Source organism: Streptomyces sp. NPDC025793, assembly GCF_055558375.1.
Map to the genome: position 1 here is coordinate 263,143 of NZ_JBVHMR010000009.1, position 19,282 is coordinate 282,424.

General features: G+C 70.9%; 17 protein-coding genes and 1 pseudogene. 13 read left to right on the top strand and 5 right to left on the bottom strand.

Annotated elements, in window-relative coordinates:
• Window positions 1-21: 21 nt before the first annotated feature.
• Window positions 22-771, bottom strand: a complete 750-nt coding sequence (locus ACZ4MF_RS20095; protein WP_467493342.1) for a FadR/GntR family transcriptional regulator — start codon at window positions 769-771, stop codon at window positions 22-24.
• Between the two features lie 100 nt (window positions 772-871).
• Between ACZ4MF_RS20095 and ACZ4MF_RS20100 the strand changes: the two genes are divergently transcribed.
• From ACZ4MF_RS20100 to ACZ4MF_RS20135, 8 genes are all read left to right on the top strand, one after another.
• Window positions 872-1,903 (top strand): ABC transporter ATP-binding protein, encoded by a 1,032-nt coding sequence (locus ACZ4MF_RS20100; protein WP_467493313.1) that lies wholly within the window; start codon window positions 872-874, stop codon window positions 1,901-1,903.
• Between the two features lie 34 nt (window positions 1,904-1,937).
• Window positions 1,938-3,134, top strand: a complete 1,197-nt coding sequence (locus ACZ4MF_RS20105; protein WP_467493314.1) for an ABC transporter substrate-binding protein — start codon at window positions 1,938-1,940, stop codon at window positions 3,132-3,134.
• A 3-nt stretch (window positions 3,135-3,137) separates the two neighbouring features.
• Window positions 3,138-4,031: an ABC transporter permease gene (locus ACZ4MF_RS20110; RefSeq protein ID WP_467493315.1), complete on the top strand. Its 894-nt coding sequence runs from the start codon at window positions 3,138-3,140 to the stop codon at window positions 4,029-4,031.
• Between the two features lie 24 nt (window positions 4,032-4,055).
• Complete coding sequence (locus ACZ4MF_RS20115; RefSeq protein WP_467493316.1) at window positions 4,056-4,871, top strand: ABC transporter permease; 816 nt, start codon at window positions 4,056-4,058, stop codon at window positions 4,869-4,871.
• Window positions 4,872-4,910: 39 nt separating this feature from the next.
• A complete protein-coding gene (locus tag ACZ4MF_RS20120) occupies window positions 4,911-5,576 on the top strand; it encodes a maleylpyruvate isomerase N-terminal domain-containing protein (protein ID WP_467493317.1) in 666 nt (221 codons plus the stop codon).
• A 75-nt stretch (window positions 5,577-5,651) separates the two neighbouring features.
• On the top strand, window positions 5,652-5,933 hold the full coding sequence (locus ACZ4MF_RS20125) for a hypothetical protein (RefSeq protein WP_356033231.1): 282 nt from the start codon (window positions 5,652-5,654) through the stop codon (window positions 5,931-5,933).
• Window positions 5,934-6,148: 215 nt separating this feature from the next.
• Window positions 6,149-7,900, top strand: coding sequence for a carbohydrate binding domain-containing protein (locus tag ACZ4MF_RS20130; RefSeq protein WP_467493318.1), 1,752 nt, complete (start codon window positions 6,149-6,151; stop codon window positions 7,898-7,900).
• A 241-nt stretch (window positions 7,901-8,141) separates the two neighbouring features.
• Complete coding sequence (locus ACZ4MF_RS20135) at window positions 8,142-9,023, top strand: DMT family transporter (RefSeq protein WP_467493319.1); 882 nt, start codon at window positions 8,142-8,144, stop codon at window positions 9,021-9,023.
• A gap of 33 nt (window positions 9,024-9,056) precedes the next feature.
• Here the strand turns inward: ACZ4MF_RS20135 and ACZ4MF_RS20140 are convergent, their stop codons facing one another.
• Window positions 9,057-9,665, bottom strand: a complete 609-nt coding sequence (locus tag ACZ4MF_RS20140) for a TetR/AcrR family transcriptional regulator (RefSeq protein WP_467493320.1) — start codon at window positions 9,663-9,665, stop codon at window positions 9,057-9,059.
• Window positions 9,666-9,747: 82 nt separating this feature from the next.
• On the opposite strand from ACZ4MF_RS20140, the gene ACZ4MF_RS20145 reads away from it, so the two are divergent.
• Window positions 9,748-10,569 carry an SDR family oxidoreductase gene (locus ACZ4MF_RS20145; protein ID WP_467493321.1) on the top strand — a complete coding sequence of 274 codons (822 nt, stop codon included), beginning with the start codon at window positions 9,748-9,750 and terminating at the stop codon, window positions 10,567-10,569.
• Window positions 10,570-10,725: 156 nt separating this feature from the next.
• Window positions 10,726-11,955: a polysaccharide deacetylase family protein gene (locus ACZ4MF_RS20150; protein WP_467493322.1), complete on the top strand. Its 1,230-nt coding sequence runs from the start codon at window positions 10,726-10,728 to the stop codon at window positions 11,953-11,955.
• A 402-nt stretch (window positions 11,956-12,357) separates the two neighbouring features.
• Here ACZ4MF_RS20150 and ACZ4MF_RS20155 read toward each other — a convergent pair whose 3' ends face one another.
• Window positions 12,358-12,966: a 3-oxoacyl-[acyl-carrier-protein] synthase III C-terminal domain-containing protein gene (locus ACZ4MF_RS20155; RefSeq protein ID WP_467493323.1), complete on the bottom strand. Its 609-nt coding sequence runs from the start codon at window positions 12,964-12,966 to the stop codon at window positions 12,358-12,360.
• Window positions 12,967-12,978: 12 nt separating this feature from the next.
• Between ACZ4MF_RS20155 and ACZ4MF_RS20160 the strand changes: the two genes are divergently transcribed.
• The 3 genes from ACZ4MF_RS20160 to ACZ4MF_RS20170 all read left to right on the top strand — a co-directional run bounded on the left by ACZ4MF_RS20160 (window position 12,979) and on the right by ACZ4MF_RS20170 (window position 15,867).
• Window positions 12,979-13,416, top strand: a complete 438-nt coding sequence (locus ACZ4MF_RS20160; protein ID WP_467493324.1) for an alcohol dehydrogenase catalytic domain-containing protein — start codon at window positions 12,979-12,981, stop codon at window positions 13,414-13,416.
• A 158-nt stretch (window positions 13,417-13,574) separates the two neighbouring features.
• Window positions 13,575-13,865 carry a hypothetical protein gene (locus ACZ4MF_RS20165; RefSeq protein ID WP_467493325.1) on the top strand — a complete coding sequence of 97 codons (291 nt, stop codon included), beginning with the start codon at window positions 13,575-13,577 and terminating at the stop codon, window positions 13,863-13,865.
• 388 nt (window positions 13,866-14,253) lie between these two features.
• A complete protein-coding gene (locus tag ACZ4MF_RS20170; protein ID WP_467493326.1) occupies window positions 14,254-15,867 on the top strand; it encodes a glycosyltransferase family 2 protein in 1,614 nt (537 codons plus the stop codon).
• A 12-nt stretch (window positions 15,868-15,879) separates the two neighbouring features.
• On the opposite strand, the gene ACZ4MF_RS20175 is transcribed toward ACZ4MF_RS20170, so the two are convergent.
• Together ACZ4MF_RS20175 and ACZ4MF_RS20180 are read right to left on the bottom strand one after the other, a co-directional pair.
• Window positions 15,880-18,087, bottom strand: a complete 2,208-nt coding sequence (locus ACZ4MF_RS20175) for a bifunctional glycosyltransferase/CDP-glycerol:glycerophosphate glycerophosphotransferase (RefSeq protein WP_467493327.1) — start codon at window positions 18,085-18,087, stop codon at window positions 15,880-15,882.
• A 424-nt stretch (window positions 18,088-18,511) separates the two neighbouring features.
• Window positions 18,512-19,210: pseudogene (locus tag ACZ4MF_RS20180) on the bottom strand (S66 peptidase family protein); the annotation flags it as partial.
• Window positions 19,211-19,282: the final 72 nt, after the last annotated feature.

Consider the following 19,282-nt stretch of genomic DNA (forward strand, 5'->3'; position numbering starts at 1 on the left):
CGGGAACCGTACGCGGCGCGGTCAGAGCCCAAGGCGTACGGCGACGAGCCGCGCCACCGGCTCCCTGACGCACCGCTCGGCCAGCGTGCCGGCCGTTTCGTGGGTCCCATCCTGCACGGCGGAGATCACGGCACGGTGGCGGTCCGCAACTTCTTCACGAAACGCGTCGTCGGCGAGGACGAGGCAGAGCAGGGCGCCGATCTCGCTCTGGAGGGCGACCTGTTCGCGGGTGAGCCGGGCGGACTGGGCGGCGGCCGCGAGTTCGACGTGGAAGCGGCCGTACAGCCTGCCGCGGGCCGCCGCGTCCCCGGTGCGCGCCAACTCATCGGCGGTACGGCGCAGTTGCCGAAGGTCGTCGGGTTCGGTGCGCTGGGCGGCGAGGCGGGCGGCGGCGCCGGACAGGGCGGCCCAGTGGTCGCCGAGGTCGCGCAGTTCCTCGGTGCTCCAGCTGCGCAGCCGGGCCTTGAGGCGGTCGTCGGCGGGGACTTCGGGCACGGAGACGAAGCTTCCGCCGCCGCGGCCCCGGCGGGTGGTGACCAGGCCCTGCTGGCGCAGCGCCATGAGCGCCTCACGCAGGGTGACCGTGGAGACGCCGAGCTGTCCGGCCAGTTCGCTCTCGCCGGGCAGTTGCTCGCCGTCGGCGATCAGGCCCAGCTCTATGGCGTCGCCGATGCGGCGCACCACCGCCTCCACGCGAGCCCGGTTGTCCACCGGGCTGAAGACGGCCTTGCGGGCGGCGCCCTCTCTTGCGTCCTGCTTCACGGCCACCACCTCGTGCACTGACTCAAGCTTTACCCTAAGGGGCTCTTGAGCTATGAACTATGACTTCATATGTTTACGCCAACGTTGAGCGAGCCAGAAAGGTTCCCGTATGGAGGAAATGGCGGTCCGGCTGCACGACCTGCACAAATCGTTCGGCGGGACGACCGCCGTGGCCGGGGTCGACCTGGAGATCCGGGACGGGGAGTTCTTCTCCATGCTCGGCCCGTCCGGGTCCGGCAAGACGACGGTGCTCCGGCTCGTCGCCGGCTTCGAGCCCCCGGACCGGGGCCGGATCGAACTCGCCGGGCAGGAGGTCACCGGACTCGCCCCGTTCGAGCGGGACGTGCACACCGTGTTCCAGGACTACGCCCTGTTCCCGCACATGACGGTCGAGCAGAACGTCGCCTACGGCCTGAAGGTCCGCAGGGTACCCAAGGCGGAACGCCTCGTCCGCGCCCGCAAGGCCCTCGCCGAGGTCCGCCTGGAGGGCTACGGCCAGCGGCGCCCGGACCGGCTCTCCGGCGGCCAGCGCCAGCGCGTCGCACTCGCCCGCGCCCTGGTCGGCCGGCCCCGGGTGCTGCTGCTCGACGAGCCCCTCGGCGCCCTCGACCTGAAGCTGCGCGAGCAGATGCAGGTCGAACTCAAGGCGCTCCAGCGGGAGGTGGGCATCACGTTCGTCTTCGTCACCCACGACCAGGAGGAGGCGCTGACGATGAGCGACCGCATCGCCGTGTTCGACCAGGGCCGCATCGCCCAGGTCGGCACGCCCGCGGAGATATACGAACGCCCCGCGACCCCCTTCGTCGCCTCCTTCGTCGGCACCTCGAACCTGCTCGACGGCGAGACGGCCCACCGGATCGTCGGCGCACCGGGCACGTACAACATCCGGCCGGAGAAGATCCGCGTGCTGAAGGAGTCCGCCGAGGCCGACGAGCCGGACCACGCCACGGCCACCGGCACCGTGGCCGACGTCGTCTACCTCGGCGACGCCACCCGCTTCCTGGTCGACCTGGACGGCGGCGGTCGGCTCACCGCGCTCCAGCAGAACCTGGAGACCTCCGCCGAGGACGTCGCCGGCTACCGCGGCACCCGGGTGCGCCTGGCCTGGCACCACCGGCACGCCGTACGGCTGCCCTCCTGACCGCTCCCGTCCCTACGCCTTCCTGGAGATCGTCGTGCGTCTCAACCGCATCCCCCGGGCCGCCGCGGTGGCCGCCGCGCTGCTGCTCGCCGCCGCGTGCGGCTCCTCCGGCTCCGGCGGCTCGTCCGCCACGGGACTCAACCCGCCTCACCTCAAGGCCCCGGCGAAGCTCGGCGCGACGGAGGGCCAGGTGAATCTGATCGCCTGGGCCGGGTACGTCGAGGACGGCTCCAACGACCCCAAGGCCGACTGGGTCCACGCCTTCGAGAAGCAGACCGGCTGCCAGGTGCACTCCAAGGTCGCCGCCAGCTCGGACGAGATGGTCAAGCTGATGAAGACCGGCGAGTACGACGCCGTCTCCGCCTCCGGCGACGCCTCCCTGCGCCTGATCGCCTCCGGCGACGCGGCCCCCGTCAACACCACGCTCGTCCCCAACTACAAGGATGTCTTCGCCGGGTTGAAGCACGGCGCCTGGAACTCGGTGAGGGGCCAGATGTACGGCATCCCGCACGGCCGGGGCGCCAACCTGCTGATGTACAACACCGAGAAGGTCAGGCCCGCGCCCACCTCCTGGTCGGCGGTCTTCGAGGACGCGGCACGCCACAAGGGCCATGTCACCGCCTACGACTCCCCGATCTACATCGCCGACGCGGCCCTCTATCTCAAGGCCACCAAGCCCGAGTTGAAGATCCAGGACCCCTACGCGCTCGACCAGAAGCAGTTCGACGCGGCCGTGTCCCTGCTCAAGCAGCAGAGCAGAAGCGTCGGCGAGTACTGGAGCGACTATCTGAAAGAGGTCTCCGCGTTCAAGAGCGGTGACTCGGTGGTCGGCACCACCTGGCAGGTGATCGCCAACCTCGCCGCCTCCGAGGGCGCGAAGGTCAAGGCGTTCGTGCCGAAGGAGGGATCGACCGGCTGGTCCGACACCTGGATGGTCTCCAGCAAGGCCGAGCACCCCAACTGCGCCTACAAATGGCTGAACTGGATCGTCTCGCCGAAGGTCAACGCCCAGGTCGCCGAGTACTTCGGGGAGGCCCCGGCGAACTCCAGGGCCTGCGCCGAGACCAGCGACAAGAACTTCTGCACGGTCTACCACGCCGCCGACGAGGGCTACTGGAAGAAGATCGCCTTCTGGAACACACCCATCGCGCAGTGCCTCGACGGCCGCAAGGACGTGAGTTGCGTGCCGTACGACCGGTGGGTGCAGGCCTGGACCGAGATCAAGGGCTGAGCCGTGGCGACCGACACGGGTACCGCCGCCGGCCGGGGCACCCTCCGGCGGCTCGCCGGAGGCCTGCACCGCAGACCCCGGCTGCGCCTCGCCCTGCTGCTCTGCGCCCCGCTGCTGTGGCTGGCCGTCCTCTACCTCGGCTCGCTGGCCGTGCTGTTCGCCTCCGCGTTCTGGACGACGAACTCCTTCACCTCGCAGGTGGTGCGGGTCTGGACGACGGACAACTTCCACGAACTGTTCACCACGCCCGTCTTCCGCGAGGTCGTCTGGCGCAGCGTCGGCGTGGCGCTCGCGGTGACCGCTCTGTGCGTGGTGCTCGCCTTCCCGGTCGCCTTCTACACGGCGCGCGTGGCGAGGCCCCGGTGGCGGCCACTGCTCGTGGTGGCCATCCTCACCCCGCTGTGGGCGAGTTACCTGGTGAAGGTGTACGCCTGGCGGCTGATCCTCTCCCAGGGCGGCCTCGCCGACTGGCTGCTGGCGCCGTTCGGACTGAGCGGGCCCGGCTTCGGCCTGCCGGCCACGGTCCTGACCCTGACGTACCTGTGGCTGCCGTACATGATCCTGCCGGTCCACACGGCCCTCGCCCGCCTCCCGGCGAGCCTGCTCGACGCGTCGGCCGACCTCGGGGCGCGGGCCGGGCGGACCTTCCGCTCGGTGGTGCTGCCGATGGTGCTGCCATCGGTCGCGGCGGGCTCGGTGTTCACCTTCTCGCTGAGCCTCGGCGACTACATCACCGTGCAGATCGTCGGCGGCAAGACGCAGCTGATCGGCAATCTCGTGTACTCCAACATCGAACTCAACCTGCCGATGGCCGCCGCGCTCGGCACCGTCCCCGTCGTCGTGATCGTCCTGTACCTGCTGGCGATCCGCCGCACCGGTGCCCTCAACAGCCTCTGAACCCCTGCCGGAAGGAAGAGCGCCATGCATCTCGGCCGCACCGCGCGCATCGCCCTGCGCGCCGGCGCCGCGCTCGGTTTCGCGGTGATCTACGTGCCGCTGCTGCTCGTCCTCGTCAACTCCTTCAGCCCCGACCGCAGCGCGAGCTGGCCGCCGACCGGGCTGACCGGGCACTGGTGGTCGGTGGCCGTGCACAACTCCGGTGCGCGGCAGGCCCTGTGGATCTCGGTGAAGGCGGGTCTCGGGGCCACCGCGATCGCGCTCGTGCTCGGCACGCTCATCGCGTTCGCCGTGACCCGGCACCGCTTCTTCGGCCGGGACACGGTCTCGTTCGTCGTGGTCCTGCCGATCGCGCTGCCCGGCATCGTCACCGGCATCGCCCTCAACTCGGCCTTCGGCACGGTCCTTCAGCCGCTCGGCGTGGGCCTCGGGCTGTTCACGGTGATCGTCGGTCACGCCACCTTCTGCATCGTGGTCGTCTTCAACAACGTGGCGGCCCGGCTGCGCCGTACGGCGGCCTCGTACGAGGAGGCGGCCATGGACCTCGGCGCGACCAGCTTCCGCGCCTTCGCCGACGTCACCTTCCCGCTGGTCCGCTCCGCGCTGCTGGCGGGCGGTCTGCTCGCCTTCGCGCTGTCCTTCGACGAGATCGTGGTCACCACGTTCACGGCGGGCCCGGGGATCGAGACGCTGCCCATCTGGATCTTCGACAACATGACCCGGCCGCAGCAGGCGCCGGTGGTCAACGTGGTGGCGGCCGTCCTCGTCCTGCTGTCCGTGCTCCCGATCTACGTCGCCCAGCGCCTGTCCGGGGACACGGCGACGTCGAGCCGGGTGTGACACCCTGGGCGGCCGACGGGCCGACGGACAGGGGGCGTCATGGACACCGGAGCACGGGTGCTGCGCGCCGCGTACGAGGCCGCCGCGGACGTCGTCAGGGACCTGGGCGACGAGGAGTCGTGGCGGCCGAGCGGGCGTACCGGCTGGGCGGTCCGCGATCTCGTCTTCCACTGCCTCGGTGACGCCCAGCGCGGGCTGGTGGCCCTGCACACACCGTCGCCGCGCCCGGCGGACCGGGACGCGGTGACGTACTGGCGGGACTGGCGGCCGAACGCCGTCGGGGCGGCGAACGGCCGCCGCTGGGCACGGGTGAGCGCGAGCATGTTCCTGGACTGGGGACAGCTGCGGGGCCTGTACCTGGAGGCACTGGCGGCGGCCGTGCACGCAGGGGACGCGGCCGATCCCGACCGGCGTGTGGCGACCCAGGGACATGTGCTGACCGCCGGGGACCTGCTGACCACCCTCGCGGTGGAGGCGACCGTCCACCACCTGGACCTGACCGTCGGCCTCCCGCACGTCCCGGGCCCGGCGCCCGAGGGGCTGGCAGCGGTGCGCGCCACCCTGGACGGTCTGCTGGGCCGGCCCGCGCTCCCGCAGTGGAGCGACGGGCACTACGCGCGTGTGGGCACCGGCCGGGCTCCGCTCACCGCGGCGGAGCACGCCGCCCTGGGCCCGGCGGCGGACCGGTTCCCGCTGTTCGGCTGAGACCTGCGGACCCCATCTGCCGACACACCGTCAGAGAGCACACACGCAGGCCGGGTTGATGGAAACGTGCGGGTCATGAACCAGCCGCCCAGCATCAACAGTTATGTCGACCGCGTCACCGCAGGCCCCGGTGGCGCCCTGACCGACGAGGCCGGTGTCCTCACCGGAGAACTGACCGTTGCGACCATCCTGCGGCCCGACGGCCACAGCGCGCGCGTCGCCGTCCAGCCCTTCGACAGCGACAACTGGTACACCCTGAGCGGCAGTCCGGCTCCGGTGCCCGCCGGGCAGCTCGCCGCCTATCACCGGGATCTGCTGGGCCGCATCCGGCGCGGCGGCGGCACCCGGGCCAGCTGAGCCCCGGCCCGGCGGGATCCCGCATGTCGTGCCGTCAATATCCGTAACCGCCGGGACGCTTGACTCCCTCATGAACGTGCAAAAGGCGGCCCCAGCCCTTGACCGAGGCTTGGTCTAGACCAATCATGGCCTAGACCAATAGCCCGGCCGGGCTGCTCGACCCGTTCGACCGCCCGTCGTTCGATCGACTGTCGTTCGCTATCCGGGAGTACCCGATGACACGTCCGAGATCCGTACGCGCCCTGCTCGCCGGCGTGGCCACCCTGGCCGCGTCCGCGGGGCTGGCCCTGGGGGCCACCGGCACGGCCCAGGCGGCGACCCCGCTGCCCACCCACGTCTTCGCGCCCTACTTCGAGGCCTACAACGGCGACAGCCCCGCCGCGCTCTCCCAGGCCTCCGGCGCCAAGTACCTCACCATGGCCTTCCTCCAGGCCGACACGAAGGGCTCCTGCACGCCGTACTGGAACGGCAACACCGGCACCCCGGTCGACGCCTCCGTCTTCGGCTCCGACTTCGCCACCATCCGCGCACGCGGCGGCGACGTGATCCCCTCGCTCGGCGGCTACGCCGCCGACAACGGCGGCACCGAGATCGCCGACAGCTGCACCAACGTGGACTCCATCGCCGCGGCCTACGAGAAGATCATCACGACCTACGACGTGTCCCGGCTCGACATGGACGTCGAGGACAACTCGCTGACGAACACCGCCGGCATCGACCGCCGCAACCAGGCCATCAAGAAGGTCCAGAACTGGGCCGCCGCCAACGGGCGCTCGGTGCAGTTCTCGTACACCCTGCCGACCACCACGAGCGGACTCGCCGACAGCGGGCTCGCCGTGCTGCGCAGCGCGAAGAACGCGGGCGCCAGGATCGACGTGGTCAACATCATGACGTTCGACTACTACGACGGCGCCACCCACCACATGGCGACCGACACCCAGACGGCGGCGAGCGGACTGCACGACCAACTCGCCTCGCTGTACCCGAACATGTCGGACAGTCAGCTGTGGAACTCGATCGGCGTCACCGAGATGCCGGGCATCGACGACTACGGCGCGGCCGAGACCTTCACCACCGCCGACGCGACGAGCGTCTACGACTGGGCGGTCGCCAAGGGCATCAACACCCTCTCCTTCTGGGCCCTCCAGCGCGACAACGGCGGCTGCCCCGGCACCGGAGGCTCCGACAGCTGCTCCGGCATCGCCCAGGACACCTGGTACTTCAGCCACACCTTCGCACCCTTCACCGGCGGTACGACGACCCCGCCGGCCAACGACTTCAACGTCTCCCTCTCCCCCACGACCGCGTCGGTCGACCCCGGCGGCTCGACGACGGCGGCCGTGAAGACGTCGGTGACCTCGGGCAGCGCCCAGAGCGTGAACCTGGCCGTGAGCGGCGCGCCGAGCGGAGTGACCGCCTCCCTCAGCCCGGCCTCCGTCACCGCGGGCGGCACCTCCACCCTCAGCGTGCGGACCAGCTCCTCGACGGCACCGGGCACCTACACCCTGACCGTCACCGGCACGGCCGGCTCGGTCTCGCACAGCTCCTCGCTCACCCTGACCGTGAACGGCTCCGGCGGCGGCACGACCGCGCTCGCCAACGCCGACTTCGAGACCGGCTCGCTCGCCCCCTGGACCTGTGACAGCGGCGCGTCCGTGGTCACCTCGCCCGTGCACGGCGGCTCCCACGCCCTGAAGACCGCACCCTCGGCCTCGCAGACCGGCCAGTGCGCGCAGACCCTGACCCTGAAGCCCGACACCTCCTACACGCTGAGCGGCTGGGTCCAGGGCCCGTACGCCTACCTCGGCGTCAGCGGAGGCGCCACGGCCAGCACCTGGGCCTCGCCCTCGTCGTGGTCGAAACTGACCGTCCCGTTCACCACCGGCTCCTCGGGCACGGTCACGGTGTACGTGCACGGCTGGTACGGCCAGGGCGCGGTGTACGCCGACGACCTGAGCGTCGCCTGATCCACCGCCCCCCTCCACACGGCCCCGCCCGGCACTCACCGGGCGGGGCCGCGTCCGCGTCAACGCCGTCGCCCCCCCCGACCGCGCCTCCTTCGTCCACGGCGGCTGCCACGTGGTCGACGGCGGCCGGTCGGTGATCCTTTCCCACGGCCGACCCGGCACGCGGGCCGTGCCTTCCGTAGGCTGAAGAGGTCCGAGGCTCCTCCGGGACCGGGAGGTGCCCCGCAGGCAGGAGACGGTCGTGATCGTATTGGCCGCGGCGTTCGCCGTCGCGGGAGCGGCGAGCAACGCCGTGGGCACCGCCTTCCAGCGCAAGGCGGCGTCCACGTCCCGCAGGAGCGGGATCCGTCTGCTCGCGGAGCTGGCGCGGCAGCCCTTCTGGGTGATCGGCATGGCCGGGGTGGTCTGCGCCGCGCTGTTCCAGAGCCTCGCCCTGGTCAACGGCCCGCTCGCACTGGTCCAGCCGCTGTTCATCCTGGAGCTGCCGTTCGCGCTGCTGGTCGCGGCCCCGCTGATGCACAAGCGGATGCCGCGCTCGGGCTGGTGGGGCGTGGGCGGCTGTGTCGCGGGCCTCGCGGTCCTGCTGATCGCGGCCGCCCCGCACGGGGCCACGGACCACGCGCCGCTCACCCGCTGGATCCCGGCCCTGTCCGTGTGCGTCGGCGGAATGGCTGCGGCCGTGCTGCTGGCCGGCCGGGGCCATGCGCCGGCCCGGCGCGCCGCGCTGCTCGCGGCCGCCTCCGCGACCGGTAACGCCCTGACCGCCGCGCTGCTGAAGTCGGCCAGCGGCACCTTCGCCGACCACGGCTTCGCGGCCTTCCTGCGCGCCTGGCAGACGTACGGCTTCGCGCTCGCCGGAGTGGCCTCCGTGATCCTGCTGGAGAACGCGCTCCAGGCCGGCCCCCTGGTCGCCGCGCAGCCGGCGCTCACCATCGGTGACGCGATGGTGAGCCTGACGCTCGGCATGACCCTGTTCGACGAGCGGATCCGCCTGGGCTGGTGGCTCGTGCCGGAAGCCTGCGGCGCCCTGCTGATCGTCGCGGGCGTGGTGGTCCTCAGCCGTGCCGTCCAGAACATCACCACGGTGCCGGTGGCAGCGGAGCAACGGCAGACGGCGGCGTGACACCGGTTCCCCGGGGCTGATCGCGCCCGGCCGCTACCGCCCCGCTGCGATCCCGTCGATCCAGGACTGCAGACGCTCCCCCTGGGCCGCCATCAGGCCGGGATCGCGCAGAGTGTTGGTGAGGACGGACATGCCCTGGTAGGCCGCGACGAGTTCGACGGCGAGCGCGGCGGCGTCGGCGCGGCCGAGCTCGGCGAACTGGGACTCCACCCAGTCGAGCAGGGCGCGCATGACCTTCGCGGCGGCGAGGTCCAGTCCGTCGTCGCGCTTGTCCAGTTCGGTGGCGAGGGTGCCGAAGGGGCAGCCGAAGCGGGCGGCGGTCTCGCGCTGGTCGACCCAGCCGGCGACGAGCGCCTTCAGTCGGGCGGCCGGGTCCGGGAGGCCGTCCAACTGCCCGGTCAGGGAGTCGAGTTGGGCCCAGTGGGCGTCCACCGCGGCCTCGACCAGCAGGTCCTTGGTCTTGAAGTAGTAGTAGACGTTGCCGAGCGGCACCTCGGCCGCGCGGGCGATGTCGCCGAGCGTGGTCTTCTCCACGCCCTGCTCGTGGAAGACCTGGACGGCCGCCCGCACCAGGCGCTCACGCTTGCCGCCCCGGTCCGGCCGCGCGGCCTTCTCCCGGGTGGCGGAATCTGAGTCAGTCACCTGACTGAGGATAGACAGCGAGCGGGGATCCGGCTAACGTCTGAGTAAGTCAGTCAACTAACTAACTCAGGGGGAACAGACCATGATCGTCGTCACTGGCGCCACGGGGAACGTGGGCCGAGCACTGGTCGCCGAACTGACCGAGGCCGGGGAGACGGTGACGGCCGTCGCACGGCACATCGGTGGCGACGCCGTCCCGCCGGGAGTCCGGGCCGTGTCCGCCGACCTCGGGAAGCCGGAAAGTCTCGCACCCGCCCTGGCAGGCGCGAAGTCCGTGTTCCTGCTGGTGGCGGGCGAGGACCCGGAAGGTCTCCTGCGCACGGCCGCGGCAGCCGGGGTGACGAAGGTGGTACTGCTGTCCTCACAGGGCGTGGGCACCCGGCCCGGGGCATACCCGCAGGCGGCGGCCTTCGAGGCCGCGGTCGCCGGCTCCGGACTGCCCTTCACGGTCCTGCGCTCGGGCGGCCTCGCCTCCAACGCGCTCGCCTGGGCGGAACCGGTCCGCCGCCACCGTACGGCCGCCGCGCCCTTCGCCGACGTGGCGCTGCCGTTCGTCGACCCGGCCGATGTCGCGGCGGTGGCGGCGGTCGCGTTGCGCGAGGCCGGACACACCGGCGCGACCTACACCCTGACCGGCCCGCAACCCCTCACACCGCGACAGCGTGCGGCCGCCCTCGCCGAGGCACTGGGAGAGCCGGTGGCCTTCACGGAACAGAGCCCCGACGAGGCCCGCACGCAGATGCTCGCATTCATGCCGCCCGCGGTGGCCGACGGCACACTCGCCATCCTCGGCACACCCACCCCGCAGGAGCGGACACCCACCGGCGACGTAACCCGCCTACTCGGCCGCCCGGCGACACCCTTCGCGGACTGGGCGGCACGCAATGCGGCGGCGTTTCGCTGACGGACCGGCACACCGAGGCGATGACCTCCCTTTTGCGCGCCACACCGACCCAAATGAAGTATTTGTCGGTTTATCAGTTCTATGGTGCGAGGTGTTCGGATTCTTGACCGAGGGGGCGCACAACGCGTCGCGGAAGGGCGCGGGTTGGGATGGGCGATGAGTGGAATCAGCCGCCGGGGCCTGGCACGGCTCGGGCTCGGTGCCGGTGTCGGTGTGGCCGCCGCCTCGCTGACCGGATGCGGAGGTCAGGACCGCAACGACGGCCGCGAGGGGCCGGAGGCGGCGCCACGGCTGCTCGGGGACGGCTCGACGTCGTACACCGGACCTCAGCCCCACCAGCCGCCCCCGCCCACTCCCCTCGAACCAGGCCGGACCCCGCCGCAGTTCGTGGTGTTCTCCTGGGACGGCGCCGGCGAGTTGGGCACCGGCCTGTTCCCGCGCTTCCTGCGGCTCGCCCAGGACCACGGCGCACACATGACCTTCTTCCTCTCCGGCCTCTATCTGCTGCCGGAGGACAAGAAGCGGCTGTACCGGCCGCCGAACAACCCCGTCGGCGCCTCGGACATCGGCTACCTCACCGACCATCACCTCAAGGAGACCCTGACCTATGTGCGTCAGGCCTGGCTCGACGGCCATGAGATCGGCACGCACTTCAACGGCCACTTCTGCGCCGGCCCCGGCTCGGTGGCCGGCTGGACCCCGGCGCAGTGGCGTTCGGAGATCGACCAGGCCCGCGCCTTCGTCACCTCCTGGCGCACACACACCGGGTGGGACAGCGAACCGCCGCTCCCGTTCGACTACGACAAGGAACTGATCGGCGGCCGCACCCCGTGCCTGCTCGGACAGGCCAACCTGCTGCCGGTCGCCCAGGAGCTGGGCTGGCGCTACGACGCCTCCTCCCCCGGCGGGCTTCAGCGCTGGCCGAGGAGGCGCGGCGGCGTCTGGGACCTGCCGCTGCAGAGCATCCCCTTCCCGGGCCACAGGTTCGAGGTGCTGTCCATGGACTACAACATGCTGGCGAACCAGTCCCTGAACACGACGAGGGCGCCGTCGTACAACTACCCCTTCTGGCGCGCCCAGGCGACACAGGCGTACGTGGCCGGGTTCGAGCGGGCGTACGCGACCAACCGGGCGCCGCTGTTCATCGGCAACCACTTCGAACAGTGGAACGGCGGCATCTACATGGACGCGGCCGAGGAGGCGCTCAAGCAGATCGCCGGCCGCGAGGACGTCCGCCTGGTCTCGTTCCGGCAGTTCGTCGACTGGCTCGACGCCCAGGAGCCCGAGACGCTCACGAAACTGCGCAGCCTCCAGGTCGGCGAGAGGCCCGCGGGCGGCTGGTCGACGTTCCTGCGCCCCACAAGCCACTACAGCGAGGCGGCGTGACCAGCGAGGCGCTCCGGCGTGTCGCCGTACCGCCCGGGAGGTCTGCACCGGCGCGTGGTACGGCTTGGGGTCCTGCTTGTCGATGGAGATCCGCCGCCGGCGACGCACACCGACGGGCCTGACCCCCGACACGTGACGACCCGGACGTTCACGTCCGCGGGCGCCTCGCGGTACGGCGTCCGGTCTTGTCTCGGGAGAGGACGTGCGGCCCTGCCTCGTACGCCAGCACCACGGTGCGGACGACGAGACCCGTCACCGCTTCGCTCAGCCTCCATGGGACGGACGCGCCCGTACGGGACGCGCCGGGTTCACGCGGAGGCCTTTTCATGATGGGTCCTTCAAGGCGTGCGGCGCTTCGGGGCAGTTCGTGCGGCTGCAGGAGTTCGGTGACCGGGAAGCGGCTCAGGGCGTGGGTGCGAGGGCTGCGGATGACGCGCAGCCAGGTGTCGCTGACGGCGGCCGCGGCCGTTGCGAGGCGGGGTGGGACGGCGCACCAGCGGGCGTCGATGCCGGCGGCTGCCGAGAAGTGGTGGACGATCTCGCGCAGGGACGCGGGCCGTCCTGGCCGATGAGGTAGGCACGGCCGCCGGCCGCCGGGGACTGCTGGAGACGGTCCGGGGCAAGGAGATGGGCGTGGGCGGCGGTGCGCAGGTGCGTGGTGTCCACGAGGTTGCCTCCGTGCCCGATGTCCCCGCTCTCGACATGGTCGGCCTCCCGGGCCTTGACCAGTTGCAGTGGCAGGGAGGCCGCGGCGGCGTTGCCGTGTTCGAGCACGGCAGGCATGCATCTGCGCTCTGGCAGGGAGAACAGCTGGATCACCTCCCGGTACTGCGGCATCGCGATCTGGTGGAAGGCGATGAAGGCGCCGGCGCGTGCCGTGTCGAGTTCGGTGCGTTCATCCTGGACGTACGCGACCCGAGCCGGAAACGCCGCCTGGTATGGCGGCAGACAGACATCGTCGAGCCCGGGCCGGGCGAGGTCGCCATCGAGATGCGGTCCGTGGCTCTCCACTACCGCGACCCCATGCGCGCCAATGGATTGCTGTCGCCCGAAGCAGTCGAGAACAAGCCCCCCAGCCGCGGACTGGGCACGGACGGCGCCGGCGTCGTCTGCGCCGTCGGGCAGGGCGTTGACCATCTCAAGCCCGGCGACCGGGTCTTCGGCCTCGTCCCCGCCGGCCTCGCCTCCCACGCGACGAGCCCTGCCTACGGCCTGCACCGTATCCCCGAGAACATGAGCTTCGCCGAAGCAGCGACCTTCCCCGTCGCCTTCCTGACCGTCCACCACACCCTCGTCGAACAGAGCCGCCCCTGCCCCGGGGACACCGTCCTCGTACACGGCGGAGCGGGTGCGGTCGGCCTGGCCGTCCTGCAGTGCGCCCGTGCCTGCGGCGCCCGCGTCATCGCCACCGCCGGGACCGAGACCGAGCGAGACCTGCTGCCCACCCTGGGCGTCGAATAGGAAGGACAGGGAAGATCTTGGGCGGGTCGGATCGGCGGCCCGCTCGGGGCTTCCGTGAGGCCGCCCGCAGAGGCCGGCGAATGCTTCGCCCGGCGACACCCCGCTTCCACCCCTTCGAATCACCGGGCAGCCGCAGGGAAAGCGACAGGATCGGCACCATGAGTACCGAGACGGACTGGACATACCGGGTGGAGGAGCCGCACGGCTCCGAGGGGTGGCGCCTCTACGGCGGCCCTCCAGGGCGTTGGCGAGGAACCGTCACCACCGACGACCCGAAGGAGAACGCCGAGTACGTCGCCGCCCTCGTCGTCACCGACCTCGTGACCGAGTGGGACCGCGAGGGCGCCGTCCGCAAGCACGTGCGCGTGATCGTCTGGGAGGGCGAGGAAGGCACCGGTCCCGCCGACGCGGCCTTCACCGTCGAGATCCAGCCCGCCGACGGAGACTGACACATCGTGGTTGGTCAGCTGAGTGAAGTGAGGAGGGTGTTGAGTGCCCAGGGTCCAGTCGCCGGTCGCGGTGCCGACGGCGAAGGTGACCAGGACCGCGAGCCAGTAGAAGAGTTCACGGGGACGAGTGGTGATGGTGTGGACCGACAGGGTCCGCTCACGGGCGTACCAGATCCCGAAGACTACGGCCGGCACACCGGCGAACACGCTGCTGCTCAGCGCGAGGGTAACGCACGGACATGCCGGCCGACTGTCGTGCCGCACACGGTGCCGGAGTCCATCAGGCCAGTCCTACATAATGTAGGAGTTCATCGGGCGCCGCCCACCGGGTCCTCTGCTCCATCAACGACGGAGAGCGCCTGTCACGACCGCACGAACGGGAGCAGAGTTGTCCAGCGCACACGACGGGGCGGTCACGGTGGTGGTCATCGCCTACAACGACGCGGAGCACGTCGCGGAGGCGGTGGCCTCGGCGCTCGCACAGGGCGACGCGGTCGGCGAGGTCGTCGTCGTGGACGACGCTTCCACCGACGACACACCTCACGTACTGGCACAGCTCGCGGCCACCGAGCCGCGCGTGCGCGTCGTACGCCGTGCGGTCAACAGCGGCGGCTGCGGCACCCCGCGCAACGACGGCATCGACGCGGCCCGCCACCCGTGGCTCGTCTTCCTCGACAGCGACGACGTGCTTCCGCCGAAGGCCGTGGACACGCTCCTCGCCGTCGCACTCCGGCATGACGCCGACGTGACGGCAGGCCGGTGCGTGCGGCGCGAGCTGCCCGGTGGACGTGAGATCCCCTGGCAGGAACAGCTGTTCACGGCGGAGTCGGTGCACGACGGGGTGGCCGGGCGTCCGCGGACGCTGTGGGACACGCTGTCGGTGAACAAGATCTACCGCCGTGACTTCCTGCTGTCGCGGCGGATCCGCTTCCCCGACGGCGCCGCGCACTACGAGGACTTCGTGTTCACCGCGCGTGTCTACGCGGCCGGGCCGCGTTTCGCCGTCACCCCCGAAACCGTTTACATCTGGCATGTGCGCTATGGCACCGGCCAGGCTTCGATCTCGCTTCGCCGGAACCTGATCCAGAACTGGCAGGACCGGGTCGCCGCCCATCGGCAGGTGCTGGAGATCATGCGGGACAGCGGCGACCAGGATCTGCTGATCGCCGCGCAGACGAAATTCCTTGAGTTCGATCTCGCTGTCTACCTGCGCGAACTGCCGCAGCGCACGCCGGAGTACCAGGACGCCTGGTGGCGGATCGCCCGTGAGCACGTGGGCGCCTTCGAGGCCGAGGCCGCTCGCCGGGCCACTCCCGCTGCCCGCTGGCGTACCGAGGTGCTGCTCGGCCGCGAGCGGCATGCCGTGGACATCCGGCGGCTGGCCGAGCTGGCGGCCGACCCGCCGCGGCTGGCGCCGCCGTACGCCGGTGACGCGCGGCGACCGCTGTGGGACGAGGCGGATTCCATCCCCGAGGCGGCGGACGAGATCGTGCTCGACGGTCTTGACGACATCCCTGTCGCACTGCTGCCCTTCCACGTCCTCGGGAACGTGGGCGCGGGTCGCCGCCTCGTGCTCGAACTACGACTGGCCGACCTCTACGGCAGGACCGCGCACGCCGGTCCGGAGCGAGCAGCGGTCGAGTTGCGGCACCGGGTGACGGGCACGGCGCACCGGTACGAGGCAGCGTGGGAAGCCGAGCCGGGCGGACACGGCTGGCGTGCCGTCGTCACTGCCGACGTGGCGGCGCTCTGTGAAGGCGGAACGATCACCACCTGGGATGCCTGGGTGACCCTGACCTTCCGGGACGGCGCGTCGGCCACGAGACCACTTCGCGCGGGATCCGGACTCAGGCGGCTGGTACGGATGGGCCGCGGGGGACGGGTGCTGCTGCTCCAGCCGTACGCCACCACCAGTGGCTGCCTCGCCGTGCGCGTCACGGATGGCCTTTCCGGGATGCGCCGCGTTGTCGCGGGACGGATCGCCCGCCGCGTGCGGCGCTGAACGGCGACGACGTCAACTGCCCGCCCGTACCGGTCCGTTCGTGTTGGCCGGCTCTCGCAGGAAGACGCTGCGCACCACGCGTTCGGCCGCGTGCCCGTCGTCGTAGGGGCAGAAGCGTGCCCGGAATCCGGAGCGCCGCTTGGCCATGTGCGGCCCCGTGTACTCGCCGCTGAGGAAGATCTCGGCGAGTTGCTCCTGTGTGGTGGCGACCGCTCCGGGCGCCTCGGCGAGGAGGTCGAAGTAGACGCCTCGTGCGCGGCGGTACGTGTCCCAGTCGGGCGCGTAGATCACGATCGGCCGGTCCAGGGCGGCGTAGTCGAACATCACCGAGGAGTAGTCGGTGATCAGTACGTCGGCAGCGATGCACACATCTTCGATCGACGGGTGGGACGAGACGTCCACGACGCCCGGCGCCGGGACGGTCCCAGGTGTGTCGAAGTAGTGCGCACGCACCAGCAGGACATGGTCGTCACCGAGTTGATCGGCGAACCGCCGCACGTCGAGCAGGGGTGCCGCCTGGTCCTGGTGGTCGCGGTGGGTGGGCGCGTAGAGGACCGCGGTCTGCCCAGGGGCGATGCCCAGTTCGTCCCGCACCCGGTTCACCTCGTCGATCGAGGCGTTGACCAGCCGGTCGACGCGCGGATACCCGGTCTCAAGTACCTCGTAGTCGCCGGGGTAGACCCTGGTGAACACCTCGGTGGTGTGCGGGTTCGGCGAGACCAGGAAGTCCCAGCGCCCGCACTGCTCCACCAGCCGGTCGAAGTTCATGCCGCGTGCGGCTGCGGGGTGGTCCCGCAGGTCGGTTCCCATCTTCTTCAGGGGGGTGCCGTGCTGTGTCTGCACCAGCACCGCGCGGCGCCGCTTGGGCAGTTCATAAGGGAAGTTGACGTTGTTGACCAGATACTTGGCCCGCGCCATGGTGCGCAGGCATCGTGCCGACCCGTCCACCACGTACTCGACCCCCGGCGGGATGGATGCCGTCCTGTCCTTGGCGACCACCCACACCCCGCGGATGCCGGGCGCGAGCTCGCGGGCCTTCTCGTAGACGGCCGCGGGGTTGCAGGCGTAGCCGCGGTTCCAGTAGGCGGCGTAGACGGCGAGGCTGTCGTCGACGGGAAGCAGCAGACAAGCGCGGTAGTAGGCCCGCCGCAGCGCCGTCGCCACGAGGCGGGGTGCCCGCCGTGCCGCACGACGCGCCCGGCCGAGGGCGGTACGCAGTGCGAGACGAAGCCGGTTCACCGGTTCCAGGGCCGCGTAGGCGGGGTAGGCGCCCCGCTCCACCAGCCGGTACTGCAGGCCGCGCAGCCCGGACGGGTGGGAGTAGTCGCGTGGCCGGAACCTCCGGAAGTGCTCCGACGCCTGCCGGAAGAAGTCGCGCCGCATGCTCTCCGGCACGAGTCCCGGGGTGGCGAGCACCGTCGTCGCATGGCGTACGGTCCGGTCGAACACCGCCCTGCGGAAGGGCTCGGCGGTCTCGGCCTCGCGGTCGATGAAGGCGAAGATCCGCTCGTACTGGCCGAAGAGATCGAAGTGCTTCGGGCTGGAGGTGTTGGTGATCGCTCCCTCGCGCCCGCGCCGGTAGTGGTAGCAGACACGGTCGAGCATGCTGAGCCGGCGCGCCGCGAGCAGGACGGGATAGGTGACGGAGATGTCCTCGTAGTACCCGTGCCCGAACTCCACGTCCAGGCCCAGCAGGAACTCGCGGCGCAGCACCCTGCCCCACGCGGTCATGATGAGGTCCAGGGTGCTCGGGCGCTCCGCGAGCGTGAACGTCTCGGGGGCGCCCCGGAACAGATGCGCACGCACATTGCGCTCCGTGCCTCCCTCCGGGCCGAGGAGGGCGTGGTCGACGAGCAGCACGTCGGGCTCGGTCCGCTTCAGCCGCTCGGCGACCGCGGCGAGCGCCCCGTCGGCCAGCCGGTCGTCGCTGTCGACGAACCACACGTAGTCACCTCGGGCCCGGGCCAGTCCCTCGCCGCGCGCCCGGCCGAGGCCGACGTTCTGCGGCAGGTGGACCACGCGCAGCCGCTGGTCCCGGGCCGCGTACGCGTCGAGCAGGGCACCGCTGGCGTCAGGGGAACAGTCGTCCACGGCCACGACCTCGATGTCCTGGAAGGACTGCGACGCCCCGAGGACCGAGTCGAGACACTCCTCCAGATACTCCTGCACCTGGTAGACGGGCAGGACGATACTGATGAGTACCTCTACGGACGGTTGCATGGCGGGGGTGTCGGTCGTTGCCACATGCCCTCCAGGCAAGTGTCGGTGTGTATGTGTTGCACGCTCGGACACCCGTGAGGTCGTCTCACACCATTCCTTGGCATGAAGGAACCAGCCATCCTGACCAGCGACACACCAGGGCGCCCCTGCACGGGGGAACGCGGCAGCTCCTCAAGCACACACTAGTACTACATGTTGTAGGAGGACCAGCGCGGTCGGGCCGGGCAAGGCGAGCGGGCAACGCGGAGGCATCGGAGAATGGTGCCACAGGGCCGAAATTCCTGCCAAAGTGCCACTCGAAGGGGTGAATTGCTGCAGGGAATCGATCGGGTAGGCCACGCCCGTACGTGTCTCCCGCGGGGGACGGGTCAGGGAGTCCGGATGCGTCTTCGAGGCCGGGCTCGGGTCCCGACCTCCAGCGCCGTCAGTACGTCACCGTGATCCGCTGCGCCGGGCCGTCGACGCTGACCCATCCGCCGTACGGGATCACCAGTTGGGGATCGGTGTGTCCGAAGTCGACGTCGAACACCGCCATCGTGCGCGGGGCATACGTCGCCAGCGCGCGCAGCACCGCTTCGCGCTGCTCAGTGGCGTAGCGCCGCTTGTCCTCCGTCTTGTTCGGCTGCTGGAAGGACCACGCTTTGGCGCGGCCCATCAACAGGGCCGGGAAGCGCGCCAGCGGGCCCCGTTCTCCCATGTCGCGCAAGATCCGGAAGACGTCCTCCGCGCTCGGCAGCTCCTCCGAGGTCTCCAGGAACAGCACGCCGCCCTCGTAGACGGCCGGGTCGCGTGCGATCTCGCGGTCGGCCATCAGCAGCCATGACAGGATTTCCAGGTTGCCGCCCCAGGCGCGGCCCTCGACGCGTTGGTCGGGCTGGTGCCAGATCCAGCCGTCGGCGGGCTGCGAGTCCGGCTCCGTCTCGAAGGTGGCGGGGTCGGCCCAGTCACGGTCGGTGTCTCGGTAGCGCGGGGCGGGGCGGAGTTCGTACGGGCCTGAGGTGAACAAGGCCGCGCGTACCGAATCAGCGGTCATGGGGTGGAGTGCGTACGGGCGGCCGAGCTCGGTCATCAGGCTGCCGCCGTGGTAGGCGACGATGCCCAGGTTGTGCAGGAAGACCAGCACTGCCCGTCGCCGTGCCCGGATCGCGCCGTCGAGCGCGAGGGCAGCATCATCCTGTTACCCGGGTCCAGCCCG

Coding starts and splice junctions, on each gene's coding strand:
- ACZ4MF_RS20175 (WP_467493327.1), bottom strand. CDS start 18,087: ATGCAACCGTCCGTAGAGGTACTCATCAGTATCGTCCTGCCCGTCTAC.
- ACZ4MF_RS20120 (WP_467493317.1), top strand. CDS start 4,911: ATGGACACCGGAGCACGGGTGCTGCGCGCCGCGTACGAGGCCGCCGCG.
- ACZ4MF_RS20100 (WP_467493313.1), top strand. CDS start 872: ATGGAGGAAATGGCGGTCCGGCTGCACGACCTGCACAAATCGTTCGGC.
- ACZ4MF_RS20145 (WP_467493321.1), top strand. CDS start 9,748: ATGATCGTCGTCACTGGCGCCACGGGGAACGTGGGCCGAGCACTGGTC.
- ACZ4MF_RS20165 (WP_467493325.1), top strand. CDS start 13,575: ATGAGTACCGAGACGGACTGGACATACCGGGTGGAGGAGCCGCACGGC.
- ACZ4MF_RS20125 (WP_356033231.1), top strand. CDS start 5,652: ATGAACCAGCCGCCCAGCATCAACAGTTATGTCGACCGCGTCACCGCA.
- ACZ4MF_RS20130 (WP_467493318.1), top strand. CDS start 6,149: ATGACACGTCCGAGATCCGTACGCGCCCTGCTCGCCGGCGTGGCCACC.
- ACZ4MF_RS20115 (WP_467493316.1), top strand. CDS start 4,056: ATGCATCTCGGCCGCACCGCGCGCATCGCCCTGCGCGCCGGCGCCGCG.
- ACZ4MF_RS20160 (WP_467493324.1), top strand. CDS start 12,979: ATGCGCGCCAATGGATTGCTGTCGCCCGAAGCAGTCGAGAACAAGCCC.
- ACZ4MF_RS20150 (WP_467493322.1), top strand. CDS start 10,726: ATGAGTGGAATCAGCCGCCGGGGCCTGGCACGGCTCGGGCTCGGTGCC.